The 26,442-nt window shown below is 72.3% G+C and carries 29 protein-coding genes; 13 read left to right on the forward strand and 16 right to left on the reverse strand.

Going from position 1 to position 26,442, the window contains the following annotated elements; all coding sequences use genetic code 11:
- Window positions 1–152: 152 nt before the first annotated feature.
- The 3 genes from ABZT17_RS17895 to ABZT17_RS17905 are packed head-to-tail and all read left to right on the forward strand — an operon-like array spanning window position 153 to window position 3,229.
- Complete coding sequence (locus tag ABZT17_RS17895; RefSeq protein ID WP_356349789.1) at window positions 153–926, forward strand: SDR family oxidoreductase; 774 nt, start codon at window positions 153–155, stop codon at window positions 924–926.
- Window positions 923–2,590: an AMP-binding protein gene (locus ABZT17_RS17900; protein WP_356349791.1), complete on the forward strand. Its 1,668-nt coding sequence runs from the start codon at window positions 923–925 to the stop codon at window positions 2,588–2,590. Before ABZT17_RS17895 ends, ABZT17_RS17900 begins: the two co-directional genes overlap by 4 nt.
- A gap of 45 nt (window positions 2,591–2,635) precedes the next feature.
- A complete protein-coding gene (locus ABZT17_RS17905; protein ID WP_356349793.1) occupies window positions 2,636–3,229 on the forward strand; it encodes a TetR/AcrR family transcriptional regulator in 594 nt (197 codons plus the stop codon).
- An 8-nt stretch (window positions 3,230–3,237) separates the two neighbouring features.
- Here ABZT17_RS17905 and ABZT17_RS17910 read toward each other — a convergent pair whose 3' ends face one another.
- Together ABZT17_RS17910 and ABZT17_RS17915 are read right to left on the reverse strand one after the other, a co-directional pair.
- The gene (locus tag ABZT17_RS17910) at window positions 3,238–3,936 is read right to left on the reverse strand and encodes a response regulator transcription factor (RefSeq protein ID WP_356349795.1); all 699 of its coding nucleotides are present in this window, start codon (window positions 3,934–3,936) and stop codon (window positions 3,238–3,240) included.
- Between the two features lie 85 nt (window positions 3,937–4,021).
- Window positions 4,022–6,013: a histidine kinase gene (locus ABZT17_RS17915; protein ID WP_356349798.1), complete on the reverse strand. Its 1,992-nt coding sequence runs from the start codon at window positions 6,011–6,013 to the stop codon at window positions 4,022–4,024.
- A 183-nt stretch (window positions 6,014–6,196) separates the two neighbouring features.
- Here ABZT17_RS17915 and ABZT17_RS17920 point away from each other — a divergent pair, with 183 nt between their 5' ends.
- A complete protein-coding gene (locus tag ABZT17_RS17920; protein ID WP_356349800.1) occupies window positions 6,197–6,775 on the forward strand; it encodes a hypothetical protein in 579 nt (192 codons plus the stop codon).
- A 73-nt stretch (window positions 6,776–6,848) separates the two neighbouring features.
- Here ABZT17_RS17920 and ABZT17_RS17925 read toward each other — a convergent pair whose 3' ends face one another.
- The 3 genes from ABZT17_RS17925 to ABZT17_RS17935 all read right to left on the reverse strand — a co-directional run bounded on the left by ABZT17_RS17925 (window position 6,849) and on the right by ABZT17_RS17935 (window position 9,565).
- Window positions 6,849–8,063, reverse strand: coding sequence for an acyl-CoA dehydrogenase family protein (locus ABZT17_RS17925; protein WP_356349802.1), 1,215 nt, complete (start codon window positions 8,061–8,063; stop codon window positions 6,849–6,851).
- A gap of 6 nt (window positions 8,064–8,069) precedes the next feature.
- Window positions 8,070–9,113 carry a phosphotransferase family protein gene (locus tag ABZT17_RS17930; protein ID WP_356349804.1) on the reverse strand — a complete coding sequence of 348 codons (1,044 nt, stop codon included), beginning with the start codon at window positions 9,111–9,113 and terminating at the stop codon, window positions 8,070–8,072.
- Window positions 9,114–9,268: 155 nt separating this feature from the next.
- Window positions 9,269–9,565 (reverse strand): hypothetical protein, encoded by a 297-nt coding sequence (locus tag ABZT17_RS17935; protein WP_356349806.1) that lies wholly within the window; start codon window positions 9,563–9,565, stop codon window positions 9,269–9,271.
- 121 nt (window positions 9,566–9,686) lie between these two features.
- Between ABZT17_RS17935 and ABZT17_RS17940 the strand changes: the two genes are divergently transcribed.
- A complete protein-coding gene (locus ABZT17_RS17940; protein ID WP_356349808.1) occupies window positions 9,687–10,649 on the forward strand; it encodes an NADP-dependent oxidoreductase in 963 nt (320 codons plus the stop codon).
- Between the two features lie 28 nt (window positions 10,650–10,677).
- Here the strand turns inward: ABZT17_RS17940 and ABZT17_RS17945 are convergent, their stop codons facing one another.
- Both ABZT17_RS17945 and ABZT17_RS17950 read right to left on the reverse strand, forming a co-directional pair.
- The gene (locus tag ABZT17_RS17945; RefSeq protein WP_356349913.1) at window positions 10,678–11,007 is read right to left on the reverse strand and encodes a DUF202 domain-containing protein; all 330 of its coding nucleotides are present in this window, start codon (window positions 11,005–11,007) and stop codon (window positions 10,678–10,680) included.
- 26 nt (window positions 11,008–11,033) lie between these two features.
- Window positions 11,034–11,426 carry a DUF202 domain-containing protein gene (locus ABZT17_RS17950; protein WP_356349811.1) on the reverse strand — a complete coding sequence of 131 codons (393 nt, stop codon included), beginning with the start codon at window positions 11,424–11,426 and terminating at the stop codon, window positions 11,034–11,036.
- Between the two features lie 111 nt (window positions 11,427–11,537).
- On the opposite strand from ABZT17_RS17950, the gene ABZT17_RS17955 reads away from it, so the two are divergent.
- Together ABZT17_RS17955 and ABZT17_RS17960 are read left to right on the forward strand one after the other, a co-directional pair.
- Window positions 11,538–11,969, forward strand: coding sequence for an Rrf2 family transcriptional regulator (locus ABZT17_RS17955; protein ID WP_356349814.1), 432 nt, complete (start codon window positions 11,538–11,540; stop codon window positions 11,967–11,969).
- A 42-nt stretch (window positions 11,970–12,011) separates the two neighbouring features.
- Window positions 12,012–12,428, forward strand: a complete 417-nt coding sequence (locus tag ABZT17_RS17960; protein ID WP_356349816.1) for a nuclear transport factor 2 family protein — start codon at window positions 12,012–12,014, stop codon at window positions 12,426–12,428.
- A 7-nt stretch (window positions 12,429–12,435) separates the two neighbouring features.
- On the opposite strand, the gene ABZT17_RS17965 is transcribed toward ABZT17_RS17960, so the two are convergent.
- Both ABZT17_RS17965 and ABZT17_RS17970 read right to left on the reverse strand, forming a co-directional pair.
- Window positions 12,436–12,954, reverse strand: coding sequence for an NUDIX domain-containing protein (locus tag ABZT17_RS17965; RefSeq protein WP_356349820.1), 519 nt, complete (start codon window positions 12,952–12,954; stop codon window positions 12,436–12,438).
- Between the two features lie 31 nt (window positions 12,955–12,985).
- Window positions 12,986–13,879, reverse strand: a complete 894-nt coding sequence (locus ABZT17_RS17970; RefSeq protein ID WP_356349823.1) for a DMT family transporter — start codon at window positions 13,877–13,879, stop codon at window positions 12,986–12,988.
- A gap of 406 nt (window positions 13,880–14,285) precedes the next feature.
- Here ABZT17_RS17970 and ABZT17_RS17975 point away from each other — a divergent pair, with 406 nt between their 5' ends.
- From ABZT17_RS17975 to ABZT17_RS17990, 4 genes are all read left to right on the forward strand, one after another.
- Complete coding sequence (locus ABZT17_RS17975; RefSeq protein ID WP_356349826.1) at window positions 14,286–15,236, forward strand: hypothetical protein; 951 nt, start codon at window positions 14,286–14,288, stop codon at window positions 15,234–15,236.
- Window positions 15,237–15,268: 32 nt separating this feature from the next.
- Window positions 15,269–16,804 carry an APC family permease gene (locus ABZT17_RS17980; RefSeq protein WP_356349829.1) on the forward strand — a complete coding sequence of 512 codons (1,536 nt, stop codon included), beginning with the start codon at window positions 15,269–15,271 and terminating at the stop codon, window positions 16,802–16,804.
- A gap of 91 nt (window positions 16,805–16,895) precedes the next feature.
- Window positions 16,896–17,648 (forward strand): molybdopterin-dependent oxidoreductase, encoded by a 753-nt coding sequence (locus ABZT17_RS17985; protein WP_356349832.1) that lies wholly within the window; start codon window positions 16,896–16,898, stop codon window positions 17,646–17,648.
- Window positions 17,632–18,258 carry a cytochrome b/b6 domain-containing protein gene (locus tag ABZT17_RS17990; protein WP_356349838.1) on the forward strand — a complete coding sequence of 209 codons (627 nt, stop codon included), beginning with the start codon at window positions 17,632–17,634 and terminating at the stop codon, window positions 18,256–18,258. Before ABZT17_RS17985 ends, ABZT17_RS17990 begins: the two co-directional genes overlap by 17 nt.
- Here the strand turns inward: ABZT17_RS17990 and ABZT17_RS17995 are convergent.
- The 5 genes from ABZT17_RS17995 to ABZT17_RS18015 all read right to left on the reverse strand — a co-directional run bounded on the left by ABZT17_RS17995 (window position 18,196) and on the right by ABZT17_RS18015 (window position 23,196).
- Window positions 18,196–19,263: a hypothetical protein gene (locus tag ABZT17_RS17995; protein WP_356349841.1), complete on the reverse strand. Its 1,068-nt coding sequence runs from the start codon at window positions 19,261–19,263 to the stop codon at window positions 18,196–18,198. The genes ABZT17_RS17990 and ABZT17_RS17995 overlap by 63 nt on opposite strands.
- A gap of 110 nt (window positions 19,264–19,373) precedes the next feature.
- Window positions 19,374–20,456 carry an L-idonate 5-dehydrogenase gene (locus tag ABZT17_RS18000; RefSeq protein ID WP_356349844.1) on the reverse strand — a complete coding sequence of 361 codons (1,083 nt, stop codon included), beginning with the start codon at window positions 20,454–20,456 and terminating at the stop codon, window positions 19,374–19,376.
- 15 nt (window positions 20,457–20,471) lie between these two features.
- A complete protein-coding gene (locus tag ABZT17_RS18005; protein ID WP_356349846.1) occupies window positions 20,472–21,230 on the reverse strand; it encodes an SDR family oxidoreductase in 759 nt (252 codons plus the stop codon).
- Between the two features lie 10 nt (window positions 21,231–21,240).
- A complete protein-coding gene (locus tag ABZT17_RS18010) occupies window positions 21,241–22,638 on the reverse strand; it encodes a gluconate:H+ symporter (RefSeq protein WP_356349848.1) in 1,398 nt (465 codons plus the stop codon).
- 39 nt (window positions 22,639–22,677) lie between these two features.
- The gene (locus ABZT17_RS18015; RefSeq protein ID WP_356349850.1) at window positions 22,678–23,196 is read right to left on the reverse strand and encodes a gluconokinase; all 519 of its coding nucleotides are present in this window, start codon (window positions 23,194–23,196) and stop codon (window positions 22,678–22,680) included.
- Window positions 23,197–23,326: 130 nt separating this feature from the next.
- Here ABZT17_RS18015 and ABZT17_RS18020 point away from each other — a divergent pair, with 130 nt between their 5' ends.
- Window positions 23,327–24,028 (forward strand): FadR/GntR family transcriptional regulator, encoded by a 702-nt coding sequence (locus ABZT17_RS18020; RefSeq protein WP_356349853.1) that lies wholly within the window; start codon window positions 23,327–23,329, stop codon window positions 24,026–24,028.
- A 15-nt stretch (window positions 24,029–24,043) separates the two neighbouring features.
- On the opposite strand, the gene ABZT17_RS18025 is transcribed toward ABZT17_RS18020, so the two are convergent.
- Together ABZT17_RS18025 and ABZT17_RS18030 are read right to left on the reverse strand one after the other, a co-directional pair.
- Window positions 24,044–24,793: a hypothetical protein gene (locus ABZT17_RS18025; RefSeq protein WP_356349855.1), complete on the reverse strand. Its 750-nt coding sequence runs from the start codon at window positions 24,791–24,793 to the stop codon at window positions 24,044–24,046.
- A gap of 5 nt (window positions 24,794–24,798) precedes the next feature.
- Window positions 24,799–25,218: a helix-turn-helix transcriptional regulator gene (locus tag ABZT17_RS18030; protein ID WP_356349857.1), complete on the reverse strand. Its 420-nt coding sequence runs from the start codon at window positions 25,216–25,218 to the stop codon at window positions 24,799–24,801.
- A gap of 230 nt (window positions 25,219–25,448) precedes the next feature.
- Here ABZT17_RS18030 and ABZT17_RS18035 point away from each other — a divergent pair, with 230 nt between their 5' ends.
- Window positions 25,449–26,426: a hypothetical protein gene (locus ABZT17_RS18035; protein WP_356349860.1), complete on the forward strand. Its 978-nt coding sequence runs from the start codon at window positions 25,449–25,451 to the stop codon at window positions 26,424–26,426.
- The last annotated feature ends 16 nt before the right edge of the window (window positions 26,427–26,442 follow it).

Raw genomic sequence — 26,442 nt, forward strand, 5'->3', positions numbered from 1 at the left:
ATCGTCCCGCTACCGGATGAGAAAGGCCATACGTCACGAGTCACTTGTGGAGGAGGTATTCCTTTCGAATCCCGCGGAACGCGCCGGGCTTTCGTGTTACATACCGACCGGTTAGTCTGGGCGCGCAGCCGAGCCGCAGTTGAAGGAGACCGATGGTGGAAGCCGTTCAAGGTGCTGGTGTGGTCGTGACGGGGGCCGGAGGCGGGATCGGGGCCGCCCTCGCCCGGCGGTTCGCTGCCGAGGGGGCCCGGGTCGTCGTCAACGACCTGGACGGGGACCGGGCTCGCGCCGTCGCCGACGAGATCGGGGGCATCGCCGTGCCCGGGGACGCCTCCGCCGTCGTCGGCGCGGCTCAGGACGCCCTGGGCGGGACCGTGGACGTCTACTGCGCCAACGCCGGGGTCGGGTTCCAGGACGGGGTGGACGGCCTGGGGGACGACGAGAAGTCCTGGGCCGTGTCCTGGGACGTCAATGTGATGGCCCATGTGCGTGCCGCCCAGGAGCTGCTTCCGGGGTGGCTCGAACGGGGGAGCGGGCGGTTCGTGTCGACCGTCTCCGCCGCGGGACTGCTGACCATGATCGGGGCGCCCTCCTACAGCGTGACCAAGCACGGGGCGTACGCCTTCGCCGAGTGGCTGTCGCTGACGTACCGGCACCGGGGGATCAAGGTGCACGCCATCTGTCCCCAGGGGGTGCGGACGGACATGCTCACCGCCAGCGGGAGCGCGGGGGACCTGGTGCTGCAGCCGACCGCCATCGAGCCGGCGGATGTGGCGGACGCCCTGTTCAAGGGGATCGCGGAGGACCGGTTCCTCATCCTGCCGCACCCCTTCGTGGCGGAGTTCTACCAGGCGCGGGCCGGTGAGCCGGACCGCTGGCTGGAGAGCATGAACCGGGTGCAGCAGAAGTGGGAGGACGTGCGGTGACCGACTCCATCTATGCCTCGAAGCCCTGGGAAGCGCTGCTGAGCGAGGCCCAGCGGGCGCCCGTCCAGCCCGACGCCACCCTGGTGCACGCCCTGCGCCGGGTCGTGGCCCAGGCCCCGGACCGTGACTGTCTCGCCTACTTCGACGGGCGGCTCAGCTACGGGGACGTGGACGCGCTCAGCGACTCCGTAGCCGGGCATCTCGCCGCGCGCGGGCTGGAGCGCGGCGACCGGGTGGCGATCCTGCTGCAGAACTCGCCGCTGTTCGTGCTCGCGCTGCTCGGGGCGTGGAAGGCGGGGGCCGTCGTCGTGCCCGTCAACCCCATGTACAAGTCGGGGGAGGTCGCCCACGTCCTGAGGGACGGCGAGGTGACGGCGCTGATCTGCTCGGACCGGGCCTGGGAGTCGTATCTCCGGCAGACGGCCGCGGACTCGCCCGTGCGGATCGTGCTGACCGGCTGCGAACTGGACTTCCAGACGCGCGGGGACGCGCGGGTGCTCGGCTTCGAGCGGCTGCCCCAGGCCGGGGACTCGGCCGATCTGGCCACCGTGGCCCGGGCCGGCTACGAGGCGCCCGAGGGGCGGGAGCTCACCCCGGTCGACATCGCGCTGATCAGCTACACCTCGGGGACGAGCGGTACACCCAAGGGCGCCACCAACACACACGGCAACATCATGTTCAACGCCGAACAGCAGCGCGTCGGGCTGGCGTTGCCCGAGGCGCCCGTCTTCTTCGCCATGGCGCCGCTGTTCCACATCACCGGCATGGTGTGCCAGCTCGCCGGGTGCCTGAACGACGCGGGGACGCTCGTGCTGGCGTACCGCTTCGAGGCGGGTGTCGTCCTCGACGCGTTCGCCGAGCACAGGCCGCACTACACGGTCGGTCCCTCGACGGCCTTCATGGCGCTGGCCGCGCATCCGGCCGTCACCCGCGACCACTTCTCCTCCTTCCGGGTGATCTACTCCGGCGGCGCGCCGCTGCCGCCCGCGCTGGTCGAGAAGTTCCGGGCCGGCTTCGGACCGTACATCCGCAACGGCTACGGCCTCACCGAGTGCACCGCGCCCTGCGCCTCCGTCCCCCCTGGCCTGGAGGCGCCCGTCGACCCGGTCTCCGGGACGCTGGCCGTCGGGCTGCCGGTGCGGGACGCGATCGTCCGGATCGTCGACGAGCAGGGCGCCGAGGTGCCCTTCGGACAGCAGGGCGAGATCGTCGTACGCGGGCCGCAGGTCGTGCCCGGGTACTGGCGGCGGCCGGACGCCACGGCCGACACCTTTCCGGGCGGCGAGCTGCGGACCGGGGACATCGGGTTCATGGACGAGCAGGGATGGCTCTACGTCGTCGACCGCAAGAAGGACATGATCAACGCGTCCGGCTTCAAGGTGTGGCCGAGGGAGGTCGAGGACGTCCTGTACACCCACCCCGATGTGCGTGAGGCGGCCGTCGTCGGGGTGCCCGACGGGTATCGCGGCGAGACCGTGAAGGCGTACATCAGTCTGCGGCCGGGCGCCGAAACCGACCCCGATGCACTCGTCGTCCACTGCAAGGAGAGACTGGCCGCCTACAAGTACCCGCGGCAGGTGGAGATCCTGCCCGACTTGCCGAAGACGGCCAGTGGGAAGATCCTCCGTCGGGAGCTTCGTTCCCGCGGGCAAGCAAGCGAATAGCGCGTACGGACACAGCAGAACGCTGGGAAGGCAGGTGGCGGCACAGTGCCCAGGACGACGGACGGAGACGGTACACCCGTCCCGCAGCGGCTGGTCGCCGCCGCCACCCGGCTCTTCGCCGAGCAGGGCTACGACCGCACCTCGGTGCAGGAGATCGTGGAGGCGGCCGGTGTCACCAAGGGCGCGCTGTACCACTACTTCGGCTCCAAGGACGACCTGCTGCACGAGGTGTACGCGCGGGTGCTGCGTGTCCAGCAGGAGCGGCTCGACGCGTTCGCGAACGCCGACGAGCCCATCGAGAAGCGGCTGCGCGCCGCCGCGGCCGACGTCGTCGTCACGACGATCGAGAACCTGGACGACGCGATGATCTTCTTCCGGTCCATGCACCACCTCAGCCCGGAGAAGAACAAGCAGGTGCGCGCCGAGCGCCGGCGCTACCACGAACGCTTCCGTGCGCTGGTGGAAGAAGGACAGGAGGCCGGGGTCTTCTCCAGGGCGACCCCGGCGGACCTGGTCGTCGACTACCACTTCGGCTCCGTGCACCACCTGTCGACCTGGTACCGCCCCGACGGTCCCATGAGCCCCCAGGAGGTCGCCGACCATCTGGCCGACCTGCTGCTCAGGGCCCTGCGGCCGTAACGGGCGGGCTACGGGCCGTCCGGCGAGGGTCCCAGGCCCGCCTCGCGGGCCCAGGCCGCCGCTTCGGCGCGGTCGGCGACGCCGAGTTTCGTCAGCACCGCCGACATGTGGTTGCTGACCGTCTTCGGGGAGAGGCCGAGGCGGGTCGCGACCACACTGTTGGGCTGACCTTCCGCGATCAGCGCCAGTACGTCGCGTTCCCGGGGGGTGAGCGTCGGGCACGGGTCGGGCTGCCGCAGGGGGCGGCCCAGCCGGCCCAGCACCCGGCGGGCCACTCCGGGGCCGAAGATCGCCTCCCCGGCGGCCACCGCGCGGATCGCCCGCACGATCTCGTCCTGGCCGGCCCCCTTGAGCACATAGCCCCGGGCGCCGGCCCGCATCGCCGCGAACACCGAGTCGTCCTCCTCGACCATGGTGAGCATCAGCACCGCCACCGAGGGGGCGACCCGGCCGATCTCACGGGTCGCCTCGATGCCGTTGCGGTCGGGCATCCGGATGTCCATCACCATCACATCCGGCCGCAGGGTCACCGCGGCCCGCACGGCCTCCCGCCCACTGGCCGCCACCCCGACGACCCTCACCGGCGGACTGCCGTCCCGCACCGACTCCAGCAGCGCGGCGAGCCCGGTGCGGACAACGGGGTGATCATCGGCCAGCACGACCCGCAGCGCCCCCACATCCCCGCCCCGACCAGCACCCTGCCCCATCACACCCACCCTCCCCACACCAGCACCAGCACCAACGCCCCTCGCCCCTGGGCCCACTCCGGCCGCACAGCCGCGGGGTGTCTCGTCATGGGGTTTCCGTCAGGGGGAGGGTGGCGGTCACCCGGCCACGGCCCGCCTCGCAGCGTCCGCCGAGTTCCGCCGCGCGCTCCTGCATCGACGTGATGCCCACGCCCGGCTGCCATGCCGTCTCCTCCGGTGCCGGTGTGCCGTCGTCGCGGATGTCCAGGCGCAGACCGTCACCTATCTCGATCCGGAGCTCCACCCGGGAGGCACGGGCGTGTCTCGCCGCGTTGGTGAGGGCCTCGACCGCGATCCGGTACGCGGCCACCTCGACGGCGGCGGGGAGCACGGGCAGCCGCTCGGGAGCCTCGACACGGACCTTCAGGGGTGTGCCGTCGGCCTGCCAGGACAGCCGGGCCGCGCGTTCCCGGAGCGCGCCGAGCAGCCCCAACTGGTCCAGGTCCGGCGGCCGCAGCCCGTCCACCAGACGACGCACCTCCACCACCGCTCCGCCGATCTCGGCCCGCAGCTCGGCCAGCAGTCCGGACGCCCGCTCCTCGTCGAACGCCAGCAGATTGCGCACCGCGTCCGCCTGGAAGGCCGCGCCCGCGAGCGTCGGGCCGAGCCCGTCGTGCAGGTCACGGCGGATCCGCCGCCGCTCCTCCTCCCGCGCGGCGACGATCCGCTCCCGGGAGTGCTGGAGCTGCCGGGTGAGGTCGGTGGCGTGCAGCGCCACCGCCAGCGGTACGGCCAGCAGCTCCAGGACGGCCAGATCGGCCGGCGCCGGCTGCTGCTCGCCGGGGCGCAGCCCGACGACCAGGGCCCCGACGGCGCGGCCGTCGTAGTCCAGCGGCAGGGTGTGCAGCCGTCCGCCCGGTGTGCCCCAACTCCCGTGCGCCGCCCCCGACACCGCCTTCACCTGGACGTACGGCAGCCGCAGCGCCTCGCCCACCGCCTCCGGCACCGCGCCGATGCCGGTCCAGGCCAGCCGCTCGCCGATCCGCGACACCGCGCGCACGGGGTCGTGCCGGTCGCCGTACAGGGCCCGGTCCACCGTGCGCTGGAGCAGCCGCCGGGCGGGCTCGAAGGCCAGGGCGAGGGCGACAGTGATGAGCGCGGGGCCGAGGAGCCCGGGGCGCGGGTCGAGCAGCGACTGGAGGAAGGTGACGAGGCCGACGTAGGCGGCGACCACCCCGACGGTGAGCGCGCCATACAGCAGGCTCCGCGAGACGACGACCCGGATGTCGAGCAGCTCGTGGCGGAGCACGGCGATCATGATGGCGACGGGCATGGCGAGGGTGCAGTACGACGTGTAGACCGGCGGGAAGCCGAAGATCTGCAGAACGAGACTCAGCGCCAGCGGCATCATGCCGGCGATCAGCCAGAGCATCCGGCGTCGGTCCTGTTCCCCGCCCCGCCGGTAGCGCAGCACCATCACGGTGCACACGGCCACGAGCAGCAGGCAGGACTCGGCGGTCTGGACGTCCCGCAGCACGGGCAGCAGGCCGGCCGGCACCGGCAGATAGGAGGCCTGGGCGGCGGTGCCGCGGAACAGGCCCCAGTCGGCGCGCCCCCAGACCGCCAGGCCGACGGGCAGGGTGAGGACGTGGACGCCCAGGACCCAGAGCCAGCGGCGGTCGGGCAGCCGTCCGTCCGGGAACAGCAGGAAGACCAGCACGAACGCCGTCGTGCCGACGATCCAGGTGTGCCGCCCGACGGTGGTGAGCGTGCCGAGGACCGCCGCGGACCAGCCCGCTCCGAGTCCCTCGACGGCCAGCCCGATCGACAGCCCGGTGAACGCGTGCCCCAGTCCGTAGGCGACGAGCAGCCACCCGATGGGATTGCGCGGCCGGTGCAGTGCGATGACCGTGCCGCACACGGGGTAGGCGAAGCCGACGGCCAGATCGACGACCATGTCGTAGCGGACCAGCTTCGCCGGTGGGACCCCAGCCACCACCAACGCCGCGCAGCCCACGGCGACTTGGGCCGTCGCCAGTCCCAACAGGGCGTACGCCGTCACCCCGCGACGCCGGGTCCGCCCGTGCGCGTCCTCCATGGAGCCATCGTCCCGGCCCGCCCACCCGGGTGTCCCGGGAACCGTTCCCGGTCCACCCGGGAGAAGTTCCGGCCCGCACCCGGCCGCTTCCCCTCACCTCCCGGCGGGGGCGAGCGCGATGCTCGAGTCACCGGAACGGCGGACCGACCGCCGGGACGAGCGGACAAACGGGGGAGAACCATCATGTTTGCACTGAACCGCCGACTGGCGGGCGTCGCACTGGGCTCGCTGCTGGCGCTCGGCGGCACGGCGGCCGTGCCGGCCGCGGCCCACACCGCGGCCGCGCCGGCGCAGGGCCGGGCCGCCTGCGGCATCCCGGTCGACGAGCCCCACATCAACGGGCGCTGGAACGCGCTCGGCGGGGCCGGCGGCTGGCTGGGCTGCCCCACCAGCGGCACCAGGGACGTGTACCTGGGCGGCGTCTACGCCGGAAAGCGCCAGTACTTCGACTACGGCAACGTCACCTGGTCGCCGCGGCAGGGCCCGAACATGGTCGTCGCGGCCTGGGAGGACGCCGGCTACGCCTACTTCAACTGGGGCACGACCTCGCCGTACCACTACGACAGCTTCCTGATCCGCTACACCAGCGCCGCCGACCCGCAGGGCACGCAGCGCGAGGTGGGCGGCGGGACCTCCGGCCGGGTGCGGGTGCGTGAGCGCACCAACGGCGCCTACACCTTCCGGGTCGAGGGCTGCGACGTGGGCGTGTTCGGCCACACCTGCCGCCAGGGCTGGACGCTCAGCGCGTCCACGCCGAACTGAGACCAGCACCTCGGGGGAGACGGGGCCGGCCCGGGCGAGGGGGACGCCCGGGCCGGCCCCGGCATGTCCCGGGTTACAGGTACTTCTTCAACTCCCGTCGGGCCAGCGACCGTTGGTGCACTTCGTCCGGCCCGTCGGCCAGCATCAGGGTGCGGGCGCCGGCGTACAGCTCGGCCAGGGGGAAGTCCTGGCTGAGGCCGCCCGCGCCGTACAGCTGGATCGCGCGGTCGATGATGTCGACGACCGTGCGGGGCGTGGCGATCTTGATGGCCTGGATCTCGGTGTGGGCGCCCTTGTTGCCGACGGTGTCCATCATCCAGGCCGTCTTGAGCACCAGCAGACGCAGCTGCTCCACGGCCACGCGGGCGTCCGCGATCCAGTTCTGGACCACGCCCTGCTGGGCCAGCGCCTTGCCGAAGGCCGTGCGGGAGACGGCCCGGCGGCACATCAGCTCGATCGACCGCTCCGCCATGCCGATCAGCCGCATGCAGTGGTGGATCCGGCCGGGGCCCAGGCGGGCCTGGGCGATGGCGAAGCCGCCGCCCTCCTCGCCGACCAGGTTGGTGACCGGCACGCGCGCCTGGTCGAAGACCACCTCGGCGTGGCCGCCGTGGTAGTGGTCCTCGTAGCCGAAGACCTGCATCGCGCGCCTGACGGTGACACCGGGGGTGTCGCGCGGGACCAGGACCATGGACTGCTGGCGGCGGATGTCCGCGCCGTCCGGGTCCGTCTTGCCCATCACGATGAAGATCTTGCAGTCGGGGTTCATCGCCCCGGAGATGTACCACTTGCGGCCGGTGACGACGTACTCGTCGCCCTCCCGGCGGATGTGCGTGGTGATGTTGGTGGCGTCGGAGGAGGCCACCTCCGGCTCGGTCATCGCGAACGCCGAGCGGATCTCGCCCGCCAGCAGCGGCTCCAGCCACTGCTTCTTCTGCCGCTCGTCGCCGAACTGCGTCAGCACCTCCATGTTCCCGGTGTCGGGAGCCGCGCAGTTGAGGGCCGTGGGCGCCAACTGCGGGGAGCGGCCGGTGATTTCGGCCAGCGGCGCGTACTGGAGGTTGGTCAGCCCGGCGCCGTGCTCGCTGTCGGGCAGGAAGAGGTTCCACAGGCCCTGCCTGCGGGCCTCGGCCTTCAACTCCTCGACCACCGCCGGGGTCTCCCACGGGGACGCCAGTGCCGCGCGCTGCTCCTCCGCCACCGCCTCGGCCGGGTACACGTACTCGTCCATGAAGGCGAGCAGCTTGGCGCGCAGTTCCTCGGTGCGCGCGTCGAACGCGAAGTCCATGGCGGATCAGCCTTCCTGAAGGGTTGTCAGGCCGTGGTCGATGAAGACCGGGACCAGGTCGCCGATGCGGTCGAAGCCCCGGCCGACCGTCTGGCCCAGCGTGTAGCGGTAGTGGATGCCCTCGAGGATCACGGCGAGCTTGAACCACGCGAACGCCGTGTACCAGGAGACGGCCGAGACATCGCGTCCGGAACGGGCCGCGTAGCGCTCGATCAGCTCGGCGGGGGCCGGGTGGCCGGGGGCCTCGGCGGTCGTGGAGACCGGGGAGTCCGGCGTCCCGAGCGGCAGGCTGTACATCACCAGCAGGCCCAGATCGGTGAGCGGGTCGCCGAGCGTGGACATCTCCCAGTCGAGGATGGCCCTGATTTCGTCGACTTCGCCGTTCGGCCCGCTCGCGGTGCCGATCAGGACGTTGTCCAGGCGGTAGTCGCCGTGGACGACGGTCGGTGCGGGGGAGGCCGGCAGGCGGCGGCCGAGCTCGGCGTGCAGCTCGTCGATGCCGGCCAGGTCGCGGTTGCGGGAGGCGTCCAACTGCTTCCCCCAGCGGCGCAGTTGGCGGTCCAGGAAGCCCTCGGGGCGGCCGAAGCCGGCCAGGCCCACCTCGGCGGGGTCGACGGCGTGCAGTTCGACGAGGGTGTCCACCAGGGACAGCACCGCGCCCCGGGTGCGCTCCGGACCGAGCGGGGCGAGCTGGTCGGCCGTGCGGTACGGGGTGCCGTCCACGAACTCCATGACGTAGAAGGGGGCGCCGAGCACCTCCTCGTCCTCGCAGAGCAGCACCGGTCGCGGCACCGGTACATCCGTCGGATGCAGTGCGCTGATCACCCGGTGCTCGCGCCTCATGTCGTGCGCGGTGGCCAGGACATGGCCCAGCGGGGGACGCCGTACGACCCACTTCGACGTGCCGTCCGAGACCGCGTAGGTGAGGTTCGACCGTCCGCCCTCGATCAGCCGGCCGGTCAGGGTGCCGTGCACCAGGCCGGGGTGCTCGCGGTCGAGCAGGCCGCGCAGCCGGTCGAGATCGAGACCTGGCGGATGGTCGGGGCTCATCGGTGCTCCTCCTGCGGGTGAACGGGACCCGACCCATCATGCCGACTGGTCGGTATGTCGTCCAGTGCGGAAGGCCAAAGTGATCGGGGCCACGATAGGCCGACAGCTCCCCGCCGAGGTACGGCGGGGAGCTGTCGGGGTGGGGTTCTGGCCAGTCAGTGGTCGTCCCAGTGGCCGTAGTGCGCCGCGTGCCGGTGACCTTCGTGGAGGTAGTCGACGTGGTCGCCGTGCAGCACGCTCTCGTGCCCGCAGCCGTCGCCGTGCCGGTGCTCGTGGCCCTCGTGCGCGACATGCGCGTCGGGCTCGCACTCGTCCCAGTGGCCGCCGTGCTCGCGGTGCAGATGGCCGTCGTGCGCGTACTCGACGTGGTCGTCGTGCCGCACCTCGGCGTGTCCGCAGTCGGGGCCGTGCTCGTGCGCGTGGGAGGAGTGTTCCAGGTGAAGGGTGGTCATGGTGCTCACCTTCGGGGTACGGGTGATGACGACGGACAGGCTGCCATGCGAACGGCGCATATCGGGGCATCCGGCGCGCATCCGGTTGCGTGGCGCTCCAGTACCCCGGAGGGTCGGTGGCATGAAGGGCATCAGCTACAGCCGTTACGGCGGACCCGACGTGCTCGAGTACGGCGAGGTGCGCGATCCGCGGATCGGACCGGACGCGGTGCTGGTCAAGGTGCGCGCGGCGGCCGTCAACCCGGTCGACTGGAAGGCCCGCGAGGGGTACCTCGACGGCATGCTGGAACCCGTCTTCCCGGTGGTCCCGGGGTGGGACGTCTCCGGAGTCGTGGTCCGGCCGGGCGTCTCCGTCCCGGAGTTCGCGGTCGGGGACGAGGTCATCGGGTATGTCCGCGAGGACTTCCTCTCCCGGGGCACCTTCGCCGAGTACGTCGCGGCTCCGGTCCGCACCCTGGCCCGCAAGCCCCGCAACCTCACCTGGGAGGAGGCGGCCGGCCTGCCGCTCGTCGGGCTCACCGCCTATCAGGTGCTGTACCAGGCGCTGAGGGTCAGGCGTGGTCAGACGGTGCTGGTGCACGCGGCGGCGGGCGGGGTCGGCTCCATCGCCGTCCAGCTGGCCAGGCATCTGGGCGCACGGGTGATCGGCACGGCGAGCGAGGGCAACCACGATTTCGTACGGGGACTGGGCGGCGAGCCCGTGCGGTACGGCGAGGGGCTGGCCGAACGGGTGCGGGGGCTGGCGCCCGAGGGGGTGGACGCCGTGTTCGACACGGTCGGCGGTGAGGCCCTCAAGGTCTCCGCGAACCTGCTGGCCCCGGAGGGCCGCCTCGCGTCGATCGCCGACGGCGAGGTCCTCGGTTACGGCGGCCGCTACTGCTGGGTGCGCCCGGACGCGCGGGACCTGCTGAAGCTGACCGAGCTGGCGGAGCAGGGCGTGGTGTCCGTGCATGTGTCGCAGACGTTCCCGCTGGAGCGCGCGGCGGAGGCCTACCGGCTGAACGAGGAGGGGCGGACCCGGGGGAAGATCGTGGTGACCGTGGACTGGGAGGGGGAGGGGGAAGGGGAGACGGCGGCCGGCTAGGCGGTGGGTGGCCCGCCGTGGCGGGTGGTCACAGGACCAGCGCCGCCCCGCAGACCGCCACCGCCACCGTGCACAGGACCGCCGCTGTCGCGTGCCGTGGGGCGAGCGGTCGGGGGTCGGTGCTGGCCGCGAGGGTACGGATGCGGCGGTGGGCCGCGAAGAGGAAGCCCAGCCACAGGGCGCAGCACAGGGCGCAGACGACGACACCGGTCGCGGAGACACCTCCGTGCAGCGCCGTCTTCACGGCCAGTACGGCGGCCACGGTGCTCGCGAGAGTCGTGCGGCGCCAGGCGAGGCGGGTCCGCTCGGGCTGCAGCCCGGGATCGCGCTCCCGGTCCGCTTTCTCGCCGTCCGGCACCTCGCCGTCCGCTCCCCGGGCGGCGTTCACCCCTCCCACCCCACCAGCACCACGAACACCATCGCCACGGCCACCACGGCGACGACCACGCTCAGCAGCGCGGGAAAGCGGGAGACCGGCAGGTCCTCGCCGCGCCGCATCGCCCGCTCGCACCGCATCCAGTGGTTGACCGCCCGCAGCGAGCACAGCACCCCGGCCCCGAGCAGCGCGAGCGCGAGTCCCACCCGCCAGGCCCACCGCAGGTCCGGCAGGAACTGGTCCACCGCGAACCCGCCGCCGATCAGGGCGAGCGCGGTGCGCAGCCAGGCGAGGAAGGTGCGTTCGTTGGCGAGGGAGAAGCGGTAGTCGGGGGTACGGCCCTCTTCGCGGATCTCCTGGGGTTCGAACCAGAGGCGGACGTTCCGTGCGAATTCGATCACGCTCAGGAGCCTATCGGGGCGCCGGCCGAAGGGGGTCGCCGGCAGTCGTCGTAACTGTTATTGTTACGACGAATCGAAACGCTGGAAGTGCCGAGAGGGATGAGGTCCGGGGTGAGCGCCAACAGCAGGCTGACCATCGCGGCGCATGCGCTCACATGGATAGGGCTGTACCAGCGCCGTGGTCACGAGGTGGCCACCTCCGAGCAGATCGCGACCAGCGTCAACACCAACCCCGTGGTGATCCGCCGTCTCCTGGCCGAGCTGCGCAAGGCCGGCCTCGTCGACTCGCGGCGAGGTACGGGAGCGGGCTGGACGCTCTCCCGGGAGCTGGCCGCGATCACCCTGCTCGACGTCCATGAGGCGATCGCCGCCGGGCCGGTCTTCGCTCTGCACCGCTCCACGCCCGACCCCGAGTGTGTCGTGGGCCACGGCATCGGGCCGGCGCTGACCTCCGTCTACGACGAGATCGAGGCCGTCCTTCGCAGGGAGCTGGCGAGAACCACACTGGAGGACGTCCTGCGGGACGTGCTCGAGACCGCCTAGCCCATGCACGCCCACGGGAGACCAGAGACAAGGACAAGCAAGATGACAACGGACACCCAGACCTCACGGACCGTCGCCGAGCAGTTCGTGGAGCGCCTCGGCAGGCTGGACCAGGACGCCATCCAGGAACTGTTCGCGGCGGACATCGACTGGTACGTCCCCGGTGACGACGCACTCCCCTGGACCGGCCGCCGCACCCGCCGGGAGGAGGTCGCGCCGTACTTCACCACGATGTGGCCGCACTTCGTGCCCGGCCGGAGCAAGGTCGTACTGGAGCGGATCGTCGTCGACGGCGGTGACGTGATGCTGCTCGGGGTCTTCACGCACACGGTCGCGGCCACCGGCAAGGAGTTCACCACCCCGTCGGCCATGCACCTGGTGGTCGAGGACGGCGAGATCGTCCGTCTGCACCTCTACGAGGACACGCTGAGCGTCGCCCGAGCGTTCACCGCCGGCTGAGGGCGGGTCAGCCGGCCGCGCGGTGGGCCTTCAGGCGTTCATAGGCCGCCAGCCCGTCGGGGACCCACTGCCACCGCGTGAGCCGGCGCTCCACCTCCGCCTCCGGCAGGAAATCGTGCCATGCCACCTCCTCGACCTGGGGGTGGACCTCCGAAGCGCACCGGACCTCGTACACCGCCGACCACCAGGTCCGGCCGGCGCCGTCGTCGTAGAGGAACTTGAAGAGGAAGCGCGGGGCCGGCAGGTCCGAGACGCCGAGCTCCTCCTCGGCCTCGCGCAGGGCCGCGTCGTCGTAGGACTCGCCCGCGCCGACCACTCCGCCGACGAACATGTCGTAGAGCGACGGGAAGACCAGCTTGGTCGGGGTGCGGCGGTGGACGAAGAGACGGCCGGCGGTGTCGCGTGCCTGGATGAAGACGCAGCGGTGGCGCAGGCCCTTCGCGTAGGCCTCGCCGCGCGGGGACCGGCCGATGACCTGGTCGTTCTCGTCGACGATGTCGAGGATCTCGTCTGCGGGGGTCGTCATGCCGCCATCCAAGCAGGCGGGCGGCGGCACGTCAGTTGGGCTGGAGGTCGCGGACCCGCTCCGGCTTGCCGGCTCCGGTCGGCATACAGGGGTGCATGCCGAGCAGGACGATCCCCGCGACGATCCCGGCCAGGCCCGCCGCCTCCCAGGCCAGCGCCCCGGTGTCGGTGCGCAGCCGGTCGCCCAGGAACCCCACCCCGCAGAGGATGCCGGCCAGCGGCTGGGCGGCGGTCAGGGCGGGCAGGGACATCCGCAGCGGCGCGGTCTCGAAGGCGCTCTGGACGAGGATCAGGCCCGTGACGCCGAGCGCGACGACGCCGTACGGCTGCCAGCCCGTCATCAGCCCGGTGAGGCCGGCCTCGGAGAAGCGCTGGCCGCTGACCCGGGTGAGGGCGTCCTGGACGCCGTAGAGAAGACCCGCCGCGAGGGCGAGGAGGACCGGGCCGGAGCTGAGGCGGGAGCGCTTGGCGTAGGTGGTGAGCACCAGGGCCAGGCCGACCATCGCGCCGATGATCAGCCAGTGGCGGAACGGGTCGGTGACCGCGCTGCCGCCGCGCGGCTCGCCCGCGACGATGAACGTCGTCACACCGCCCGCGAGCAGCAGCAGGCCCGTCCAGCCCTGGCGGCCGAGGGGCTGTCGGGTCTGCCGGCGGGAGAGGGCGAGGGCGAACAGGAGGTTCGTGGCGAGCAGCGGTTCCACCAGGGAGATCTCGCCCTGGCTCAGGGCTGTCGCGCCCAGGACCATGCCGACCACCATCAGACCGATGCCGCCGAGCCAGCGCGGCACCCGCATCAGGTCGAGGAGCAGCCGGGGCGAGAGGAAGTCGCCCAGGGGCGCGTGCTGGGCCGCGTTCTGCTGGAGTACGAACCCGAAGCCGAGGCAGCAGGCAGCACTCACGGCGAGAATCAGAACCAGAACCGACACGCTGCGTACCTCGAGTCAGATAGGCCGGGTCACGGGGTGCGTAGTGGGTGACTGTAGCGTCCCAGGGCCCGGCTTGCCCCTGGGAGTACCCGGATCCGGGTGGGCGGCCCGGTCGCTCTCGTCCGCCGCTCCTCGGACCCGCGGCGGTGACACGGGCGTCCCGCCATGGTGAGGGGCCTGGACCGGCCGCGCCATGGCGTACGCCACACGGGTCGTCGGCGGCTGAATCGCATCGGTCATTGTCCGAATCTCAATTACCCCGTCCGTAACGGAAGTTGACGCGTGTAACGGCGGTTCTGCCCTTGACGTAAACCCTTGGCTGCGGGTTTGCTGTGCGTGATCGGTTGACCCCAGCCCGAAAGCCCGAACCCCTGACGCACGCCGCGTCGTGTGAGGAAGTCCCGCGGTGTCCCCTCCTCCGCCACCCCTCGGCCGGATCCGCAAGCGAGCCGCCCAGACGCTCGACACGGCCCTCGACGACGCCGAACTGGTCGCCGCCCGGGCCTCGTTGCGGCAGGGGCGCTGGCAGGCCGCGCGCTCCCTGCTCGTGCACACGGGTGACGACTGGGACCGCCGCGGACACCGGGCCGTCGTCCTCGCACGCGAGCCCTACAGCGCCGCCTGGGCGCGGGACTGGCTGGTCGCCGAGCCCGACTCGGCGGACGCGGCCCTGCTGCTCGCGCTCGCCCTCGTCGAGCGGGCCCTGCGCGGCAAGGAGCCCGCGGACCTCGCCCGCCAGGCCTGCCGGGAGGCCGCCGGGCTGATACCCGCGGACCCCACCCCGTGGCTCGGACTGCTGACCCTGGAGCGCGAGCAGGGCACCGAGCAGGAGTGCCTGCGGCTCTTCGGCGAGGTCAGGAACCGGCACGCCGACCACCACCACGCCCACCACCTGATCGTCGCCCGTCTCGCCGAGCGCCACTCGGGCGCCGGTCCCGACCCGCTGCACGAGGTCTACGACTTCGCCGACTGGGCCGCCCAGCAGGCCCCCGCCGACTCACCGCTCGCCATCCTCCCGGTGATCGCGCACGCCGAGCGCTACCGGGTGCTGGCCGCCGCCGGGTTCGAGCCCGCCGAGCCCGCGGCCTCGCGCCACTGGAGCGGACGCCGGGCCCGTCAGGTGATGAAGGCGGCCTTCGACTGGTGGCTGGAGTGGGAGCAGGAGGGGCATCCGCGCCGGCTGGTGGACCTCAACTTCCTCGCCCACGCCAAGGTCTGCGAGGGGCGCGGCGCCGAGGCCGCCGCCCTCTTCCACCGGATCGGCGAGCACATCACCCCGGCGCCCTGGTCCTATCCGCACCACGAGCCGCACTCCGCCTTCCGTGCCGCGCGCGCCGCCGCGCTCGGCATGGCATGACAGACCGACGACGACAGAAAGATGGTCCACCGATGACCACGGGCAATTCGAGTGCGAGCAGACCCGCCGCCATCAGTACCTATCTCGGCGAGGAGCGCGCCCTGCGCGCCGACCGCCTCGGCACGGGCGGCCTGCTGCTCTCCGTGCTCGCCGCCACCGCCCCCCTCATGGTGGTCGCGGGTGTCATGCCCACCACATTCGCGGTGATGGGGATCGTCGGCCAGCCGCTCCTCTTCGTCGTCCTCGGCGTGGTGCTGATCCTCTTCAGCGTCGGCTACGCCGAGATGAGCCGGCACGTCCACAACGCGGGCGCCTTCTACGCGTACATCTCCCGCGGCCTCGGCGGCACCGCCGGCGCGAGCGCGGCCCTCGTCGCGCTGGCCGCCTACAGCGCGCTCCAGGTCGGCATCTACGGCATCTTCGGCTTCGAGGTCTCCGGGCTGCTGTCCACCTACGCGCACGTCGACGTCTCCTGGTGGATACCGGCGCTGGTGGCCGTGGCGCTCGTCGGGGCGCTGGGCCTGCTGAAGATCGACGTCAACGCGCGTGTGCTCGGCGTGCTGCTGGTCGTCGAGGTGATCCTGGTCGTCGTCTTCGACGTCGCCTCGATCGCCGACCCGGCCGCGCAGGGCCTGTCCCTGCACGCCTTCAACCCGGACACCCTCACCGGGGCGGGCGTCGGCACCGCCCTGTGCTTCTGCATCGCCGCCTTCACCGGCTTCGAGCAGGCGCCGGTGTACGCGGAGGAGACCAGCCGGCCGCATGTCCTGGTCCCGCGCGTGATGCTCCTCGCCGTCGCCTTCGTCACCGTCTTCTTCGCGATCAGCTCCTGGGCGTACACCGTCGCCGCCGGCCCGTCCAAGATCGTCGGCACGGCGCAGAAGGAGAGCGCCGGACTGCTGTTCACCCTCACCGAGTCCCGGCTCGGCGGAACCTTCACCGACGTTCTGCACGTGCTGTTCGTGACCGGTATGTTCGCGGCCCTGCTCAGCTTCCACAACGTGGTCGCCCGGTACGCCTTCGCGATGGGCCGCGAGGGCCTGCTGCCGCGCGCCTTCGGCCGGACGACCGGGGCGAGCGGCGCCCCCGGCACCGGCTCCCTGCTGCAGACCGTCGTCTCGGCGGTCGTCGTGATCGGCTTCGCCGTCGTCGACGACAAGCCGGTCGGCGACCCGACCGAGCCGGTCCTGCACCTGTTCACCTGGGCCGGCAACATCGGCGCCCTCGGTGTGATCCTGCTGATGGCCGCCGCCTCCGTGTCGGTCATCGTCTTCTTCGTCCGGCGCGGGGCGGCCGCCGCCCAGGCCCGCCGGCTGGTCACCTCCGCACTCGCCGCCGTCGCCCTGCTGGTGATCGCCGGCTACACGGTCAAGGACTTCGACGTCCTGGTCGGCGCGGGCCCCGACTCGGCCCTGAGCTGGGTGCTCCCCGGCCTCATCGGTCTCGCCCTGGTCGTCGGCCTGGTCCAGGGCGTGGTCCTGCGCTCCCGCTCACCCGAGGCACACGCCCGGATCGGACTCGGCAACGAGGCGTTCCGGCTGGACGAGGCCGCGCGCGAGGTGTCGTAGCGGCTGAGAATCCCGTGAGAAGTCATTACGGAAACCTGACGGCACCCGCGATTCCTGGTCCGGCCGGGCTCGCGGGTGTTCGAATGGATACGTGAACTCCGAACCAACCGAGGAGCCGGGCAGGCCGCGGCCGCCCGAGGAGCGCGGCACACCGGTCGGCCGACGGGTCTTCCTGGGCACCGTCGGCCTGGGCGCCCTCGGCGTGGTCGCCGCGCCGACCCTGCAGCGCGGCCTGGAGGGCTTCCTCGGCGCCGCGGCCGAGAAGGACCCCACCGGACTGACGGGGCTGCTGCCCAACGGCGGTGGCTTCCGCTACTACTCGGTCACCTCCTCCGTGCCGCACAAGAACGCCTCGGACTACCGGCTCACGGTGGGCGGCCTCGTCGACCACCCGAAGACGTACACCCTCGACGACCTGCGCGCCCTGCCCCAGACCAGACTGGTCAAGGACGTGCAGTGCGTGACCGGCTGGCGGGTCCCCGACACACCGTTCGAAGGGGTGCGGCTGTCGCGGCTGCTGGACGCCGCCGGAGTGCGCGCCAAGGCCGGGGCGGTGCACTTCACCTGCTTCGACGGCGCCTACACCGAGAGCCTCACCCTCGACCAGGCCCGCCGCTCCGACGTCCTGGTCGCGCTGCGCATGCAGAACAAGGACATCGGCCACAACCACGGCGGCCCGGTCCGCCTCTATGTGGCGCCGATGTACTTCTACAAGTCCGCCAAGTGGCTCTCCGGCATCACCGTCACCGAGCATGTGGAGCCCGGCTACTGGGAGCACCTCGGCTACGACGTCGACGCCTGGGTCGGCAAGTCGAACGGGCGGGACGATGACCCTACGAGCTGAGGCCCACACCCCGCCGGTCACCCACGTCCCGCGCTTCGGCCCGGTCCAGAAGTGGGTGCACCGCACGACGGCCGCGCTGATGGGCGTGTGCGTGGTGACCGCCGCCTTCCTCTACGTCCCCCAGCTCGCCGAGCTCGTCGGCCGCCGCGAGCTGGTGGTCCGGATCCACGAGTGCGCCGGGCTCGCCCTGCCCGTGCCCGTCCTGGTGGGCCTGGTCTCCCGCGCTTTCCGCGCCGACCTCGGCCACCTCAACCGCTTCGGCCCGCACGACAGGATCTGGCTGCGGGCCGCCCTGCGCCGGGACAAGCGGCGGTCCTCGCGGCCGGCCGCGAAGTTCAACGCCGGACAGAAGGTCTACGCCTCCTGGATCGCCGGGGCCACGCTGGTCATGCTCGGCACGGGGCTGATCATGTGGTTCACCCACCTCACCCCGATCATGTGGCGCACCAGCGCGACCTTCGTCCACGACTGGCTGGCCCTCACCATCGGCATCGTCCTCGCCGGGCACATCGGCATGGCGATCGCCGACCCGGAGGCGCGCGCCGGGCTACGGACGGGGCGGGTGAGCCGGGAGTGGGCGGAGCGCGAACATCCCCTGTGGCGCCCCTGAGGACGGGGGAGGGGACGACGGGAGCGCGGGGGTGGGTGCCGTCACCGTGAAGGCGTCCGCCAACCGGGCTTCCGTGGTGCCGTACTTCACGACCACGTCGACCGGGCGCGGATAGCCGTCGCCGAGCGACGGGACCACCGCCGCGAGGACCAGCCCGTCGCCCGACTCCGACCGCACCACCAGCGGCCCGGCCGCCTGCTCACCGCCGATGAACACGCTCCCGAACCGCGGCAGTTCGGCGTGGTCGAAGTAGGTGCCCCGCAGCTGGATCCCCACCGTGTCGCCCGGCTGGGCCTCGCCGTCGCCGCCGGTGTCGACGCCCGCGATCGCGTACGCGCACGCGGGTGCGCCGCCCGGCACCGCCGTCAACCGCACGGTGGCGCGCGGGTGTCGCCGGTGGAAGTCCAGCATTCCGCCGAGCACGGTGTACGCGGCCCGGCCCTTGCAGGTGTCCGCCTCGCCGGCCAGGGCGGTGTACTCCGCGGCGGCCGACGTCCAGCCGCCGCCCTCGCCCTGCACGGCGAGGCAGACGGTGGCGAGGGCGCGCAGGACGCGCCACTCCGGGTCCGCCGACGCCGGTGGCATCGCGCCGAGCGCGGCCCGGCAGCGGCCGGGGTCGCGGAGGAGGTCGTAGCCGCTCGACGGGTCGGGGATGTGGTCGGCGTCGGGTGAAGTGGGCCCGGGCGGCAGCCAGTCGGGGGTATCGAGCAGTGCGGGCGCGGTCGGCGAGGGGGCCGGGGGACCGGTCCGGGGTGAGGTGCCGGTGCGGGTGTGGTCCGGGGTGGTCGGGGGCACGGTGGCTCCGGCTTCCCCGGCGGGTGACTGGCGGGGAGTGGGTGACGGTCGCGCGCCCGGACCGTGCGACGGCGTCACGGTCACGATCGTGCCGCCCCCGCCTCCCGCGTCCGGCATGCCACTTCCGTCACCGGTGAAGGCCGCGACGGCCACCGCCACCGCTCCGACCACGAGCAGCCCCGAGATACGCATCCCGAGGGAAACCGCCATGACGCCCCCCGAACACGGTCACCCCCCGGGGGTCGTGCCCAGGGGTCCCCTCATCATCGGGCCGACCGTGACTGCGGGGAAGGCGTCTTGGGCTGATTCTTGTCCAAAGTTCAAAAAGGGCCGGAACCGGCCTCAGGAAATGCCGGGACGGGTGGTCGGGGCGGGCCGAAGTCCAGCAGGACCTTGCAGGAGCGGCTCCGGTCCGCGGCGAGGGCGAACGCCGACTCCGCCTCCTTCACCGGGACCACCGCGCTGACCAGGCCGTCGAACGCGGGCTCGGCCGCCAGCAGCCGCAGCGCCCCGTCGAACTCGGTGTCGAAGCGGAAGGCCCCCCGCAGGTCGATCTCCCGGCTCACCACCAGGTTCCCGGCGAACGGGCTCGGCCCCGGCGGCAGCATCCCCAGCTGGACCACGACCCCGCCGCGCCGCACCAGCCGCAGACAGGTCTCCAGACCGGCGGCCGCCCCGGACGCCTCCACGGCCACGTCCACCTCGTCCGGCCACCCGGTGTCCCGCGGGTCATCGGCTCGTACGAGGGTGTCGGCGCCGGCGGTCCGGGCGTACTCCAGGGCCGCCGGGAGCAGGTCGCTCACCGTGACGTGGGCCGCGCCCGCCGCCCTGGCCGCCGCGACGACCAGGCAGCCGATGGGACCGGCACCGGTCACCAGCACGCGCCGGCCGGCCACCTCACCGGCCCGCCGTACGGCGTGCAGGGCGACGGAGAGGGGCTCGGCGAGAGCCGCCCGGCGCAGCCCCAGGCCCTCCGGGAGCGGCCTCAACTGGTCCGCGGGTACGACCACTCGGGCCGCGAAGCCGCCCTGGACATGCGGGCGGCGGGCCGCGCTGCCGAGGTAGCGGGTGTCCCGGCAGACGTTGCGGCGGCCCTCCACGCACTCCGGGCAGGCGTCGCAGGGGGTTGCCGGGTGCACGGCGACCGCCGTACCGGGAACGGGTCCCGACGCACCGGCGCCGTACGCCACGACCGTCCCCACCACCTCGTGTCCCAGCAGCATCGGCTCCCGGAGGCGGAAGTCACCGACCCCGCCGTGGCGCCAGTAGTGCAGGTCCGAGCCGCAGACTCCGCCGTAGCGGACGGCGACCAGGGCCTGGCCCGGGCCGGGCGCCGGGACGGGCAACTCCTCGACCCGCAGGTCGCCCTGACCATGGATCACACAGCCGAGCACCGCCGTCATCTCAGTGGGCTCCCTTCACAGCACGCTCGTCATTCCGCCGTCGACATAGAGCACCTGCCCGCTGATGAAGTCCGCGGCGGGCGAGGCCAGGAACAGCACCCCGCCCACCAGGTCCCCGGTGGTGCCCCAGCGGCCGGCCGGGGTACGCCGGCGCACCCAGGCGCTGAACTCCTCGTCCCGGACCAGGGCCTCGGTGAGCTCGGTCTCGATGTAACCCGGGCCGAGCCCGTTGACCTGTACGCCGTGTGGGCCCCAGTCGGCGCACATGCCCTTGGTCAGCATCTTCAGCGCGCCCTTGGTGGCCGCGTAGGGCGCGATGCCGGGGCGGACCACCTCGCTCTGCAGCGAGCAGATGTTGACGATCTTCCCGTGCCCGCGGGCCGTCATGTACCGGGCCGCCTCCCGGCCCACCAGGAACGCGCTGGTGAGGTTGGTGTCCAGGATGCGGTGCCAGTCGGAGTCGGTGAACTCCAGGAGCGGGGCGCGCAGTTGGATGCCCGCGTTGTTGACGAGGATGTCCAGCGGGCCGACCCGCTGTTCGACGTCCGCGACGCCCGCCCCGACCGAGGCGCCGTCGGTGACGTCGAAGACCGCCGTGTGGACCTCGCCGGGCAGTCCGGCCGCCGCCTCGGTGAGACGGCCGGCGTCCCGTCCGTTGAGGACCACCGTGCAGCCCGCCTCCGCCAGGCCCCGGGCGAGGGCGAGACCGATGCCCCGGCTGGATCCGGTGACCAGGGCCGTGCGGCCGCTGATGTCGAACAGGGGGTGACTCATCCTCGTACTCCTAGATGACCAGCGACAGGAGCAGGACCAGGCCGCCCGCGACCACGGAGATGATGGTCTCCATGACGGACCAGGTCTTGACGGTCTGGCCGACGCTCAGCCCGAAGTACTCCTTCACCAGCCAGAATCCGGCGTCGTTGACATGGCTGAAGAAGAGCGAGCCGGCGCCGATGGCCAGGACCAGCAGGGCCGTGTGCGTGGTCGACATGTCGGCCGCGAGCGGGGCGACGAGACCGGCCGCCGAGACCGTCGCCACCGTCGCCGAACCGGTGGCGAGCCGGATGATCACCGCGATCAGCCAGGCCAGCAGCAGTGCCGGGATCGACCAGTCCTTGGAGATGTCCAGGATCATCTGGCCGACACCGGTGTCGATCAGCGTCTGCTTGAAGCCACCGCCCGCGCCGACGATCAGCAGGATGCCGGCGATGGGCGCGAGTCCCTGCTCGACCAGCGGCGTCAGCCGCTCCCGGCCGAATCCGGCGGGTCGCAGCAGGGTGAAGATGCCGACGAGCACGGCGGCGAGCAGGGCGATCAGCGGGGTCCCTATGACGTCGAAGACGCGCTGGGTGAGGTCGGCCGGGTCGTCGATGATGATGTCGACCAGGGCCTTGGACAGCATCAGCACGACCGGCAGCAGGACGGTCGCCAGGGTGGCGCCGAAGCCGGGGCGGTTCTCCAGCTCCTCGGAGGCGCGCGGCGGCAGCATCCGGTCCGGGACCGGGACGTCCACCCAGCGGGCGGCGACCTTGGAGAACAGCGGGCCGGCGATGATCACCGTCGGGATGGCGACCAGGATGCCCAGCGCCAGCGTCACACCGAGGTTGGCCTTGACCGCGGAGATCGCGACCAGCGGGCCGGGGTGCGGCGGGACGAGGCCGTGCATCACGGACAGACCGGCGAGCGCCGGGATGCCGATGCGCATCACGGAGTAGTTGCCGCGCTTGGCGACCATCAGCACGACCGGGATCAGCAGCACGATGCCGACCTCGAAGAACAGCGGGAGTCCGATGACCGAGGCGATCAGCACCATCGCCCACGGCATCGCCCGGCCGCCGGCCCTGGCGAGGATCGTGTCGACGATCTCGTCCGCCCCGCCGGAGTCGGCGAGCATCTTGCCGAGGACGGAGCCCAGGGCGATCAGCACACCGACGCTCGCGACCGTGGTGCCGAGTCCGGTGGTGAAGCTGAGGATGACCTTGTCCAGCGGGGCACCCGCGACGGCGCCGAGCACCAGCGAGCCGATGGTCAGGGACAGGAAGGCGTGCAGCTTGAACTGGGTGATGAGCACGACGATGACGGCGATGCCCACGAGTACGGCGATGCCCAGCTGAGCGTGGCCGGCCGAGGTGATCGGCTCGGGCGCGTCCGCTGCCAGCATCTCGACGCTGAGTCTGGTCACGGTTTTCCCTTGCAGGTACGGGGAGTGGGGTAGGGGGTCTTACCGGGCCGGGTGGGGGAGTGCGCTCAGCGCCTTCATGGCCCGTTCGGTGATCTCTTCGGGGCTGCCGGTGACGTCCACCGCGACCCCCGCCTCGTCCGCCTGGAGCGGCTGGAGGGTGGCGAACTGGGAGTCGAGCAGCGCCGTCGGCATGAAGTGACCCTGCCGATGCGACATCCGGTCCTCGATCAGGGCACGGTCGCCCGTCAGATGGACGAAGACGACGCCGGGGGCGGCGGCGCGCAGACGGTCGCGGTACGACCGCTTCAGCGCCGAGCTGCTGACCACCCCGCCGAGACCGGCCCGCCCGTGCGCCCAGGCGCCGATGGCGTCGAGCCACGGCCACCGGTCCTCGTCGGCGAGCGGGACGCCGGCCGACATCTTGTCGATGTTGGCCTGCGGGTGGAAGTCGTCGCCCTCGGCGTACGGGACGCCGAGCCGGGCCGCGAGCAGGGGACCGATGGTGGTCTTGCCGGTGCCCGCGACGCCCATGACCACGACGACATGGGGGGTGCTCATCGCTGCCTCACTGTCCTCTTCGACACATGATGTCGACGTAACTGAAACCGATTACGTACGACGAATTCAAGACCCTGGCATAAATAAGTCTGACTTTTTGTCTCTGTGATCCACCCCGTACGCTGAGTGCATGAGCACACCGGGCCGGGGGCTGCACGGCCATGTACTGGAGACCCTCGGCCCCGCCATCACCGCGGGCGAGTACCCGCCGGGGAGCGTTCTGCGCACCGATGAGCTCGCCCAGCGCTTCGACGTGTCACGCTCGGTGATGCGGGAGGCGGTCCGGGTCCTGGAGTCCATGCACCTGGTCGAGTCGCGCCGGCGGGTGGGCGTGACGGTGCAGCCGAAGTCCGCGTGGAACGTCTACGACCCGCAGGTCATCCGCTGGCGTCTGGCCGGCGCCGACCGCCCCCACCAGCTGCGCTCACTGACCGTTCTGCGCTCGGCGATCGAACCGGTCGCGGCGGGGCTGGCCGCCCGGCACGCGAGCGCGGAGCAGTGCGCCGAGCTCACCGAGTGCGCCCTCGGTATGGTCGCCCACTCGCGCGGCCACAGGCTGGAGGGGTACCTCGTCCACGACATGGCCTTCCACCGCGTCATCCTGACCGCCTCCGGCAACGAGATGTTCGCCCGCCTCGGCGACGTCGTGGCGGAGGTCCTCGCCGGCCGCACCCATCACGAGGTGATGTTCGAGGACCCCGACCCGGCCGCCGTCACCCTGCACGTCCAGGTCGCGGAGGCGGTGCGGGAGGGAGACGCGGCCCGCGCGGAGAAACTGACCCGGGAGATCACGGTGGGGGCGCTGCAGGAGCTGGACATCCTGGCGCCCTGAGCGGCCCGGGAGTGGTCAGCCGTCCGGCTGCGCCGTCACGGTGAGCGGCAGCATGACGAAGGCGTCGACCGTGGCGTGGTCGGACCAGGACCCGGCCGGCAGCTCGACGGTCCTGCCCCCGGTGCTCAGCCTGGCATGGCCGAGCAGCGCGCCGCCCGCCCGGCCGCCGCCGCGCACGGGCTCGGCGCTGAAGTACTGCACCAGCAGCGCCCCGGTGACCCGGGTCCCGACCTGCTGGAGCAGCTTGCCGGGGAGCGTCCACTCCACTCCGTAGTACGGCGCCCCGCCCAGGGTCCGGTGGATCCTGCGCACGTACCAGGCGTCCCTGCCGACCTGGGGCGCGCTGCGCAGCTTCAGATGGGCGATGGCGGCGGAGGCCGCGCTGAGTCCGGGCAGCGGGGTCACGTTGGCCGCTATCTCACCGGCCAGCCCCACCGCCGGAGCGAGCGCGTTCAGATCCTCCGCGAGCGCGGTGCGCCACTCCCGCTCCTCCTGCACCGGAGGCAGGTGGTACACCAGCGCCTGGACGTCCTTCACCCGCCAGCGGTCGACCGCCGGGAACAGCAGCCGCACCTCCGCCCTGTCGGGTACGTCCCCCGTGTAGCCGAACGTCCACACGTAGAGATACCCGGCGGACTCCTGCGCGGGGTCGGGGTGAACGCGGAACAGACTGGCCAGCGGTACGGAGACGGGGTCGCTCTCACCGTAGATCTCGAGCCAGTTCGCCTCGTCCGCCTGGGACCGGCGGTCCCACCGGGAAACCATGGTGCTTACCCCTCCGGCAACAACTGAGACCGTGTCAGTTCGAGCGGATCGCCGCCCAGTTGCCGATCCGCCGAGGCCAGCCGGCTGACCATCGCCGCCCGCGAGGTGACATCGAGCTTCACGAAGATCCGGCGCAGATGGGAGGCGACGGTCCAGGTGCTGATCTCCAGCACCGAGGCGATCGTCTTGTTGGGGTGGCCGCAGGCGACCATACGGGCGATCTCCAGCTCGCGCGGGCTCAGTAAGGAGACGGGCCCGGTCCGGTCGCCGCGCAGGACGAGACAGCGCACGCCGTCGATCTCCAGGTCCAGCAGGACATGCCCGTCACCCGCGGCGAGCTTCGTGATCAACTCCAGCGCAAGCGCCTCGACTTCGGCACCGGTGTGCTCCCTGGCCAGTAGTCCGGTACCTGCCCCGTGCGTCATCGCCGGCCCCCTTGCCTTCGGCGGCCCGGAACCTCACCCGGTCCCACGCCAGTCGGCATGCAGCGCACTTTAACAGCGTGCGCGCCCCCGATGTGCCCCATTTGCGTGTAGCACGTCCGAGGGACGCTCATCCGAACGCGACCGGTACGGCCGACCGCAGGATGTGCGACTGGTGGTCCAACTCCCGGGTGACAAGGGTGAGTTGTCCGACCGCGTGACGAGAGGCGGCGATGCAGATGCGCCATGCCGAGTTGGAGTACGAGAACGAAGCCGCCCTGGAGAGCGAGTTCGAGGGCGCCGGCGAGGAGGAGTACCTCTACGAGGAGGAGGGCGAGGAGGAGGGCGAGGAGTTCCTCGGCCGGATCGCCGGTGCCCTCGGCGGACTCCTCGGCGAGGGCGAGGGCGAGTTCGAGGAGGAGTACGAAGGCGAGTGGGAGGGCGAGTACGAGGGCGAGTTCGAGGGGGAGTACGAGGGCGAGTTCGAGGACGAGGCCTTCTTCCGCCGCATCCGCTCCTTCGTCCGCCGCGCCGCCCCGATCCTGCGCCAGGTCGCCCGCGTCGCCGCCCCGATGGTGGGCACCGCGTTCGGCGGACCCCTCGGCGGGGCCCTCGGGACCGCCGCGGCCCGTGCGCTGGGCGAGGGCGAGTTCGAGGAGGAGTACCTCTACGAGGAGGAGGCCGAGACCGAGTTCGAGGCGGAGGCCGAGGAGGAGTCGTCCCGGCCGCTGAGCCGGCAGGAGGCGATGGCCGAGATGATGGCCGCCGTCGCCGCGCAGGCCCAGACCGAGGCCGAGGCCGAGGCGATGATCGGCGCCGCCACCGTGAGCGCGCTCTCCGCCCGGGACCGGGCCGCGCTGCGCCGGCTGCTGCCGCATCTGGTGCGGGCCACCTGTGTGCTCACCCGGCTGCTGCGCCGCCGGCGGGCCACCCGGCCCGCCGTGCGTGCCGTGCCGCTGATCGTCCGCCGTACCGCCCGTGTCCTCGGCGCCCGCGCCGCGGCCGGCCGGCCCGCGGACCGCCGTACCGCCGCGCGCGTGATGGCCGGGCAGACCCGCCGGGTGCTGGGCAGTCCCCAGCAGACGGCGCGTGCGCTGCAGCGCAACGTCCGTGCCGCGACCGCGGTCCGCGGCGCCGGTCCGGCCGCCCGCACCCGGCGCCCCTACGCGGGCGCGCGGCCCCGCCGCCCCGGCCACTCGGCCCTGCGCTGAGTCACAGGAAGGACTG

The organism is Streptomyces sp. NPDC005648 (assembly GCF_040605395.1).
In the GTDB taxonomy this organism is placed as follows: Bacteria; Actinomycetota; Actinomycetes; order Streptomycetales; family Streptomycetaceae; genus Streptomyces.

Excerpts from the sequence above, each read along its gene's own strand:
- ABZT17_RS17895 (WP_356349789.1), top strand. The coding sequence starts at position 153 with ATGGTGGAAGCCGTTCAAGGTGCTGGTGTGGTCGTGACGGGGGCCGGA.
- ABZT17_RS17910 (WP_356349795.1), bottom strand. The coding sequence starts at position 3,936 with ATGGGGCAGGGTGCTGGTCGGGGCGGGGATGTGGGGGCGCTGCGGGTC.
- ABZT17_RS17915 (WP_356349798.1), bottom strand. The coding sequence starts at position 6,013 with ATGGAGGACGCGCACGGGCGGACCCGGCGTCGCGGGGTGACGGCGTAC.
- ABZT17_RS17920 (WP_356349800.1), top strand. The coding sequence starts at position 6,197 with ATGTTTGCACTGAACCGCCGACTGGCGGGCGTCGCACTGGGCTCGCTG.
- ABZT17_RS17925 (WP_356349802.1), bottom strand. The coding sequence starts at position 8,063 with ATGGACTTCGCGTTCGACGCGCGCACCGAGGAACTGCGCGCCAAGCTG.
- ABZT17_RS17930 (WP_356349804.1), bottom strand. The coding sequence starts at position 9,113 with ATGAGCCCCGACCATCCGCCAGGTCTCGATCTCGACCGGCTGCGCGGC.
- ABZT17_RS17935 (WP_356349806.1), bottom strand. The coding sequence starts at position 9,565 with ATGACCACCCTTCACCTGGAACACTCCTCCCACGCGCACGAGCACGGC.
- ABZT17_RS17940 (WP_356349808.1), top strand. The coding sequence starts at position 9,687 with ATGAAGGGCATCAGCTACAGCCGTTACGGCGGACCCGACGTGCTCGAG.
- ABZT17_RS17960 (WP_356349816.1), top strand. The coding sequence starts at position 12,012 with ATGACAACGGACACCCAGACCTCACGGACCGTCGCCGAGCAGTTCGTG.
- ABZT17_RS17965 (WP_356349820.1), bottom strand. The coding sequence starts at position 12,954 with ATGACGACCCCCGCAGACGAGATCCTCGACATCGTCGACGAGAACGAC.
- ABZT17_RS17980 (WP_356349829.1), top strand. The coding sequence starts at position 15,269 with ATGACCACGGGCAATTCGAGTGCGAGCAGACCCGCCGCCATCAGTACC.
- ABZT17_RS17990 (WP_356349838.1), top strand. The coding sequence starts at position 17,632 with ATGACCCTACGAGCTGAGGCCCACACCCCGCCGGTCACCCACGTCCCG.
- ABZT17_RS17995 (WP_356349841.1), bottom strand. The coding sequence starts at position 19,263 with ATGGCGGTTTCCCTCGGGATGCGTATCTCGGGGCTGCTCGTGGTCGGA.
- ABZT17_RS18000 (WP_356349844.1), bottom strand. The coding sequence starts at position 20,456 with ATGACGGCGGTGCTCGGCTGTGTGATCCATGGTCAGGGCGACCTGCGG.
- ABZT17_RS18005 (WP_356349846.1), bottom strand. The coding sequence starts at position 21,230 with ATGAGTCACCCCCTGTTCGACATCAGCGGCCGCACGGCCCTGGTCACC.
- ABZT17_RS18015 (WP_356349850.1), bottom strand. The coding sequence starts at position 23,196 with ATGAGCACCCCCCATGTCGTCGTGGTCATGGGCGTCGCGGGCACCGGC.
- ABZT17_RS18020 (WP_356349853.1), top strand. The coding sequence starts at position 23,327 with ATGAGCACACCGGGCCGGGGGCTGCACGGCCATGTACTGGAGACCCTC.
- ABZT17_RS18025 (WP_356349855.1), bottom strand. The coding sequence starts at position 24,793 with ATGGTTTCCCGGTGGGACCGCCGGTCCCAGGCGGACGAGGCGAACTGG.
- ABZT17_RS18030 (WP_356349857.1), bottom strand. The coding sequence starts at position 25,218 with ATGACGCACGGGGCAGGTACCGGACTACTGGCCAGGGAGCACACCGGT.
- ABZT17_RS18035 (WP_356349860.1), top strand. The coding sequence starts at position 25,449 with ATGCAGATGCGCCATGCCGAGTTGGAGTACGAGAACGAAGCCGCCCTG.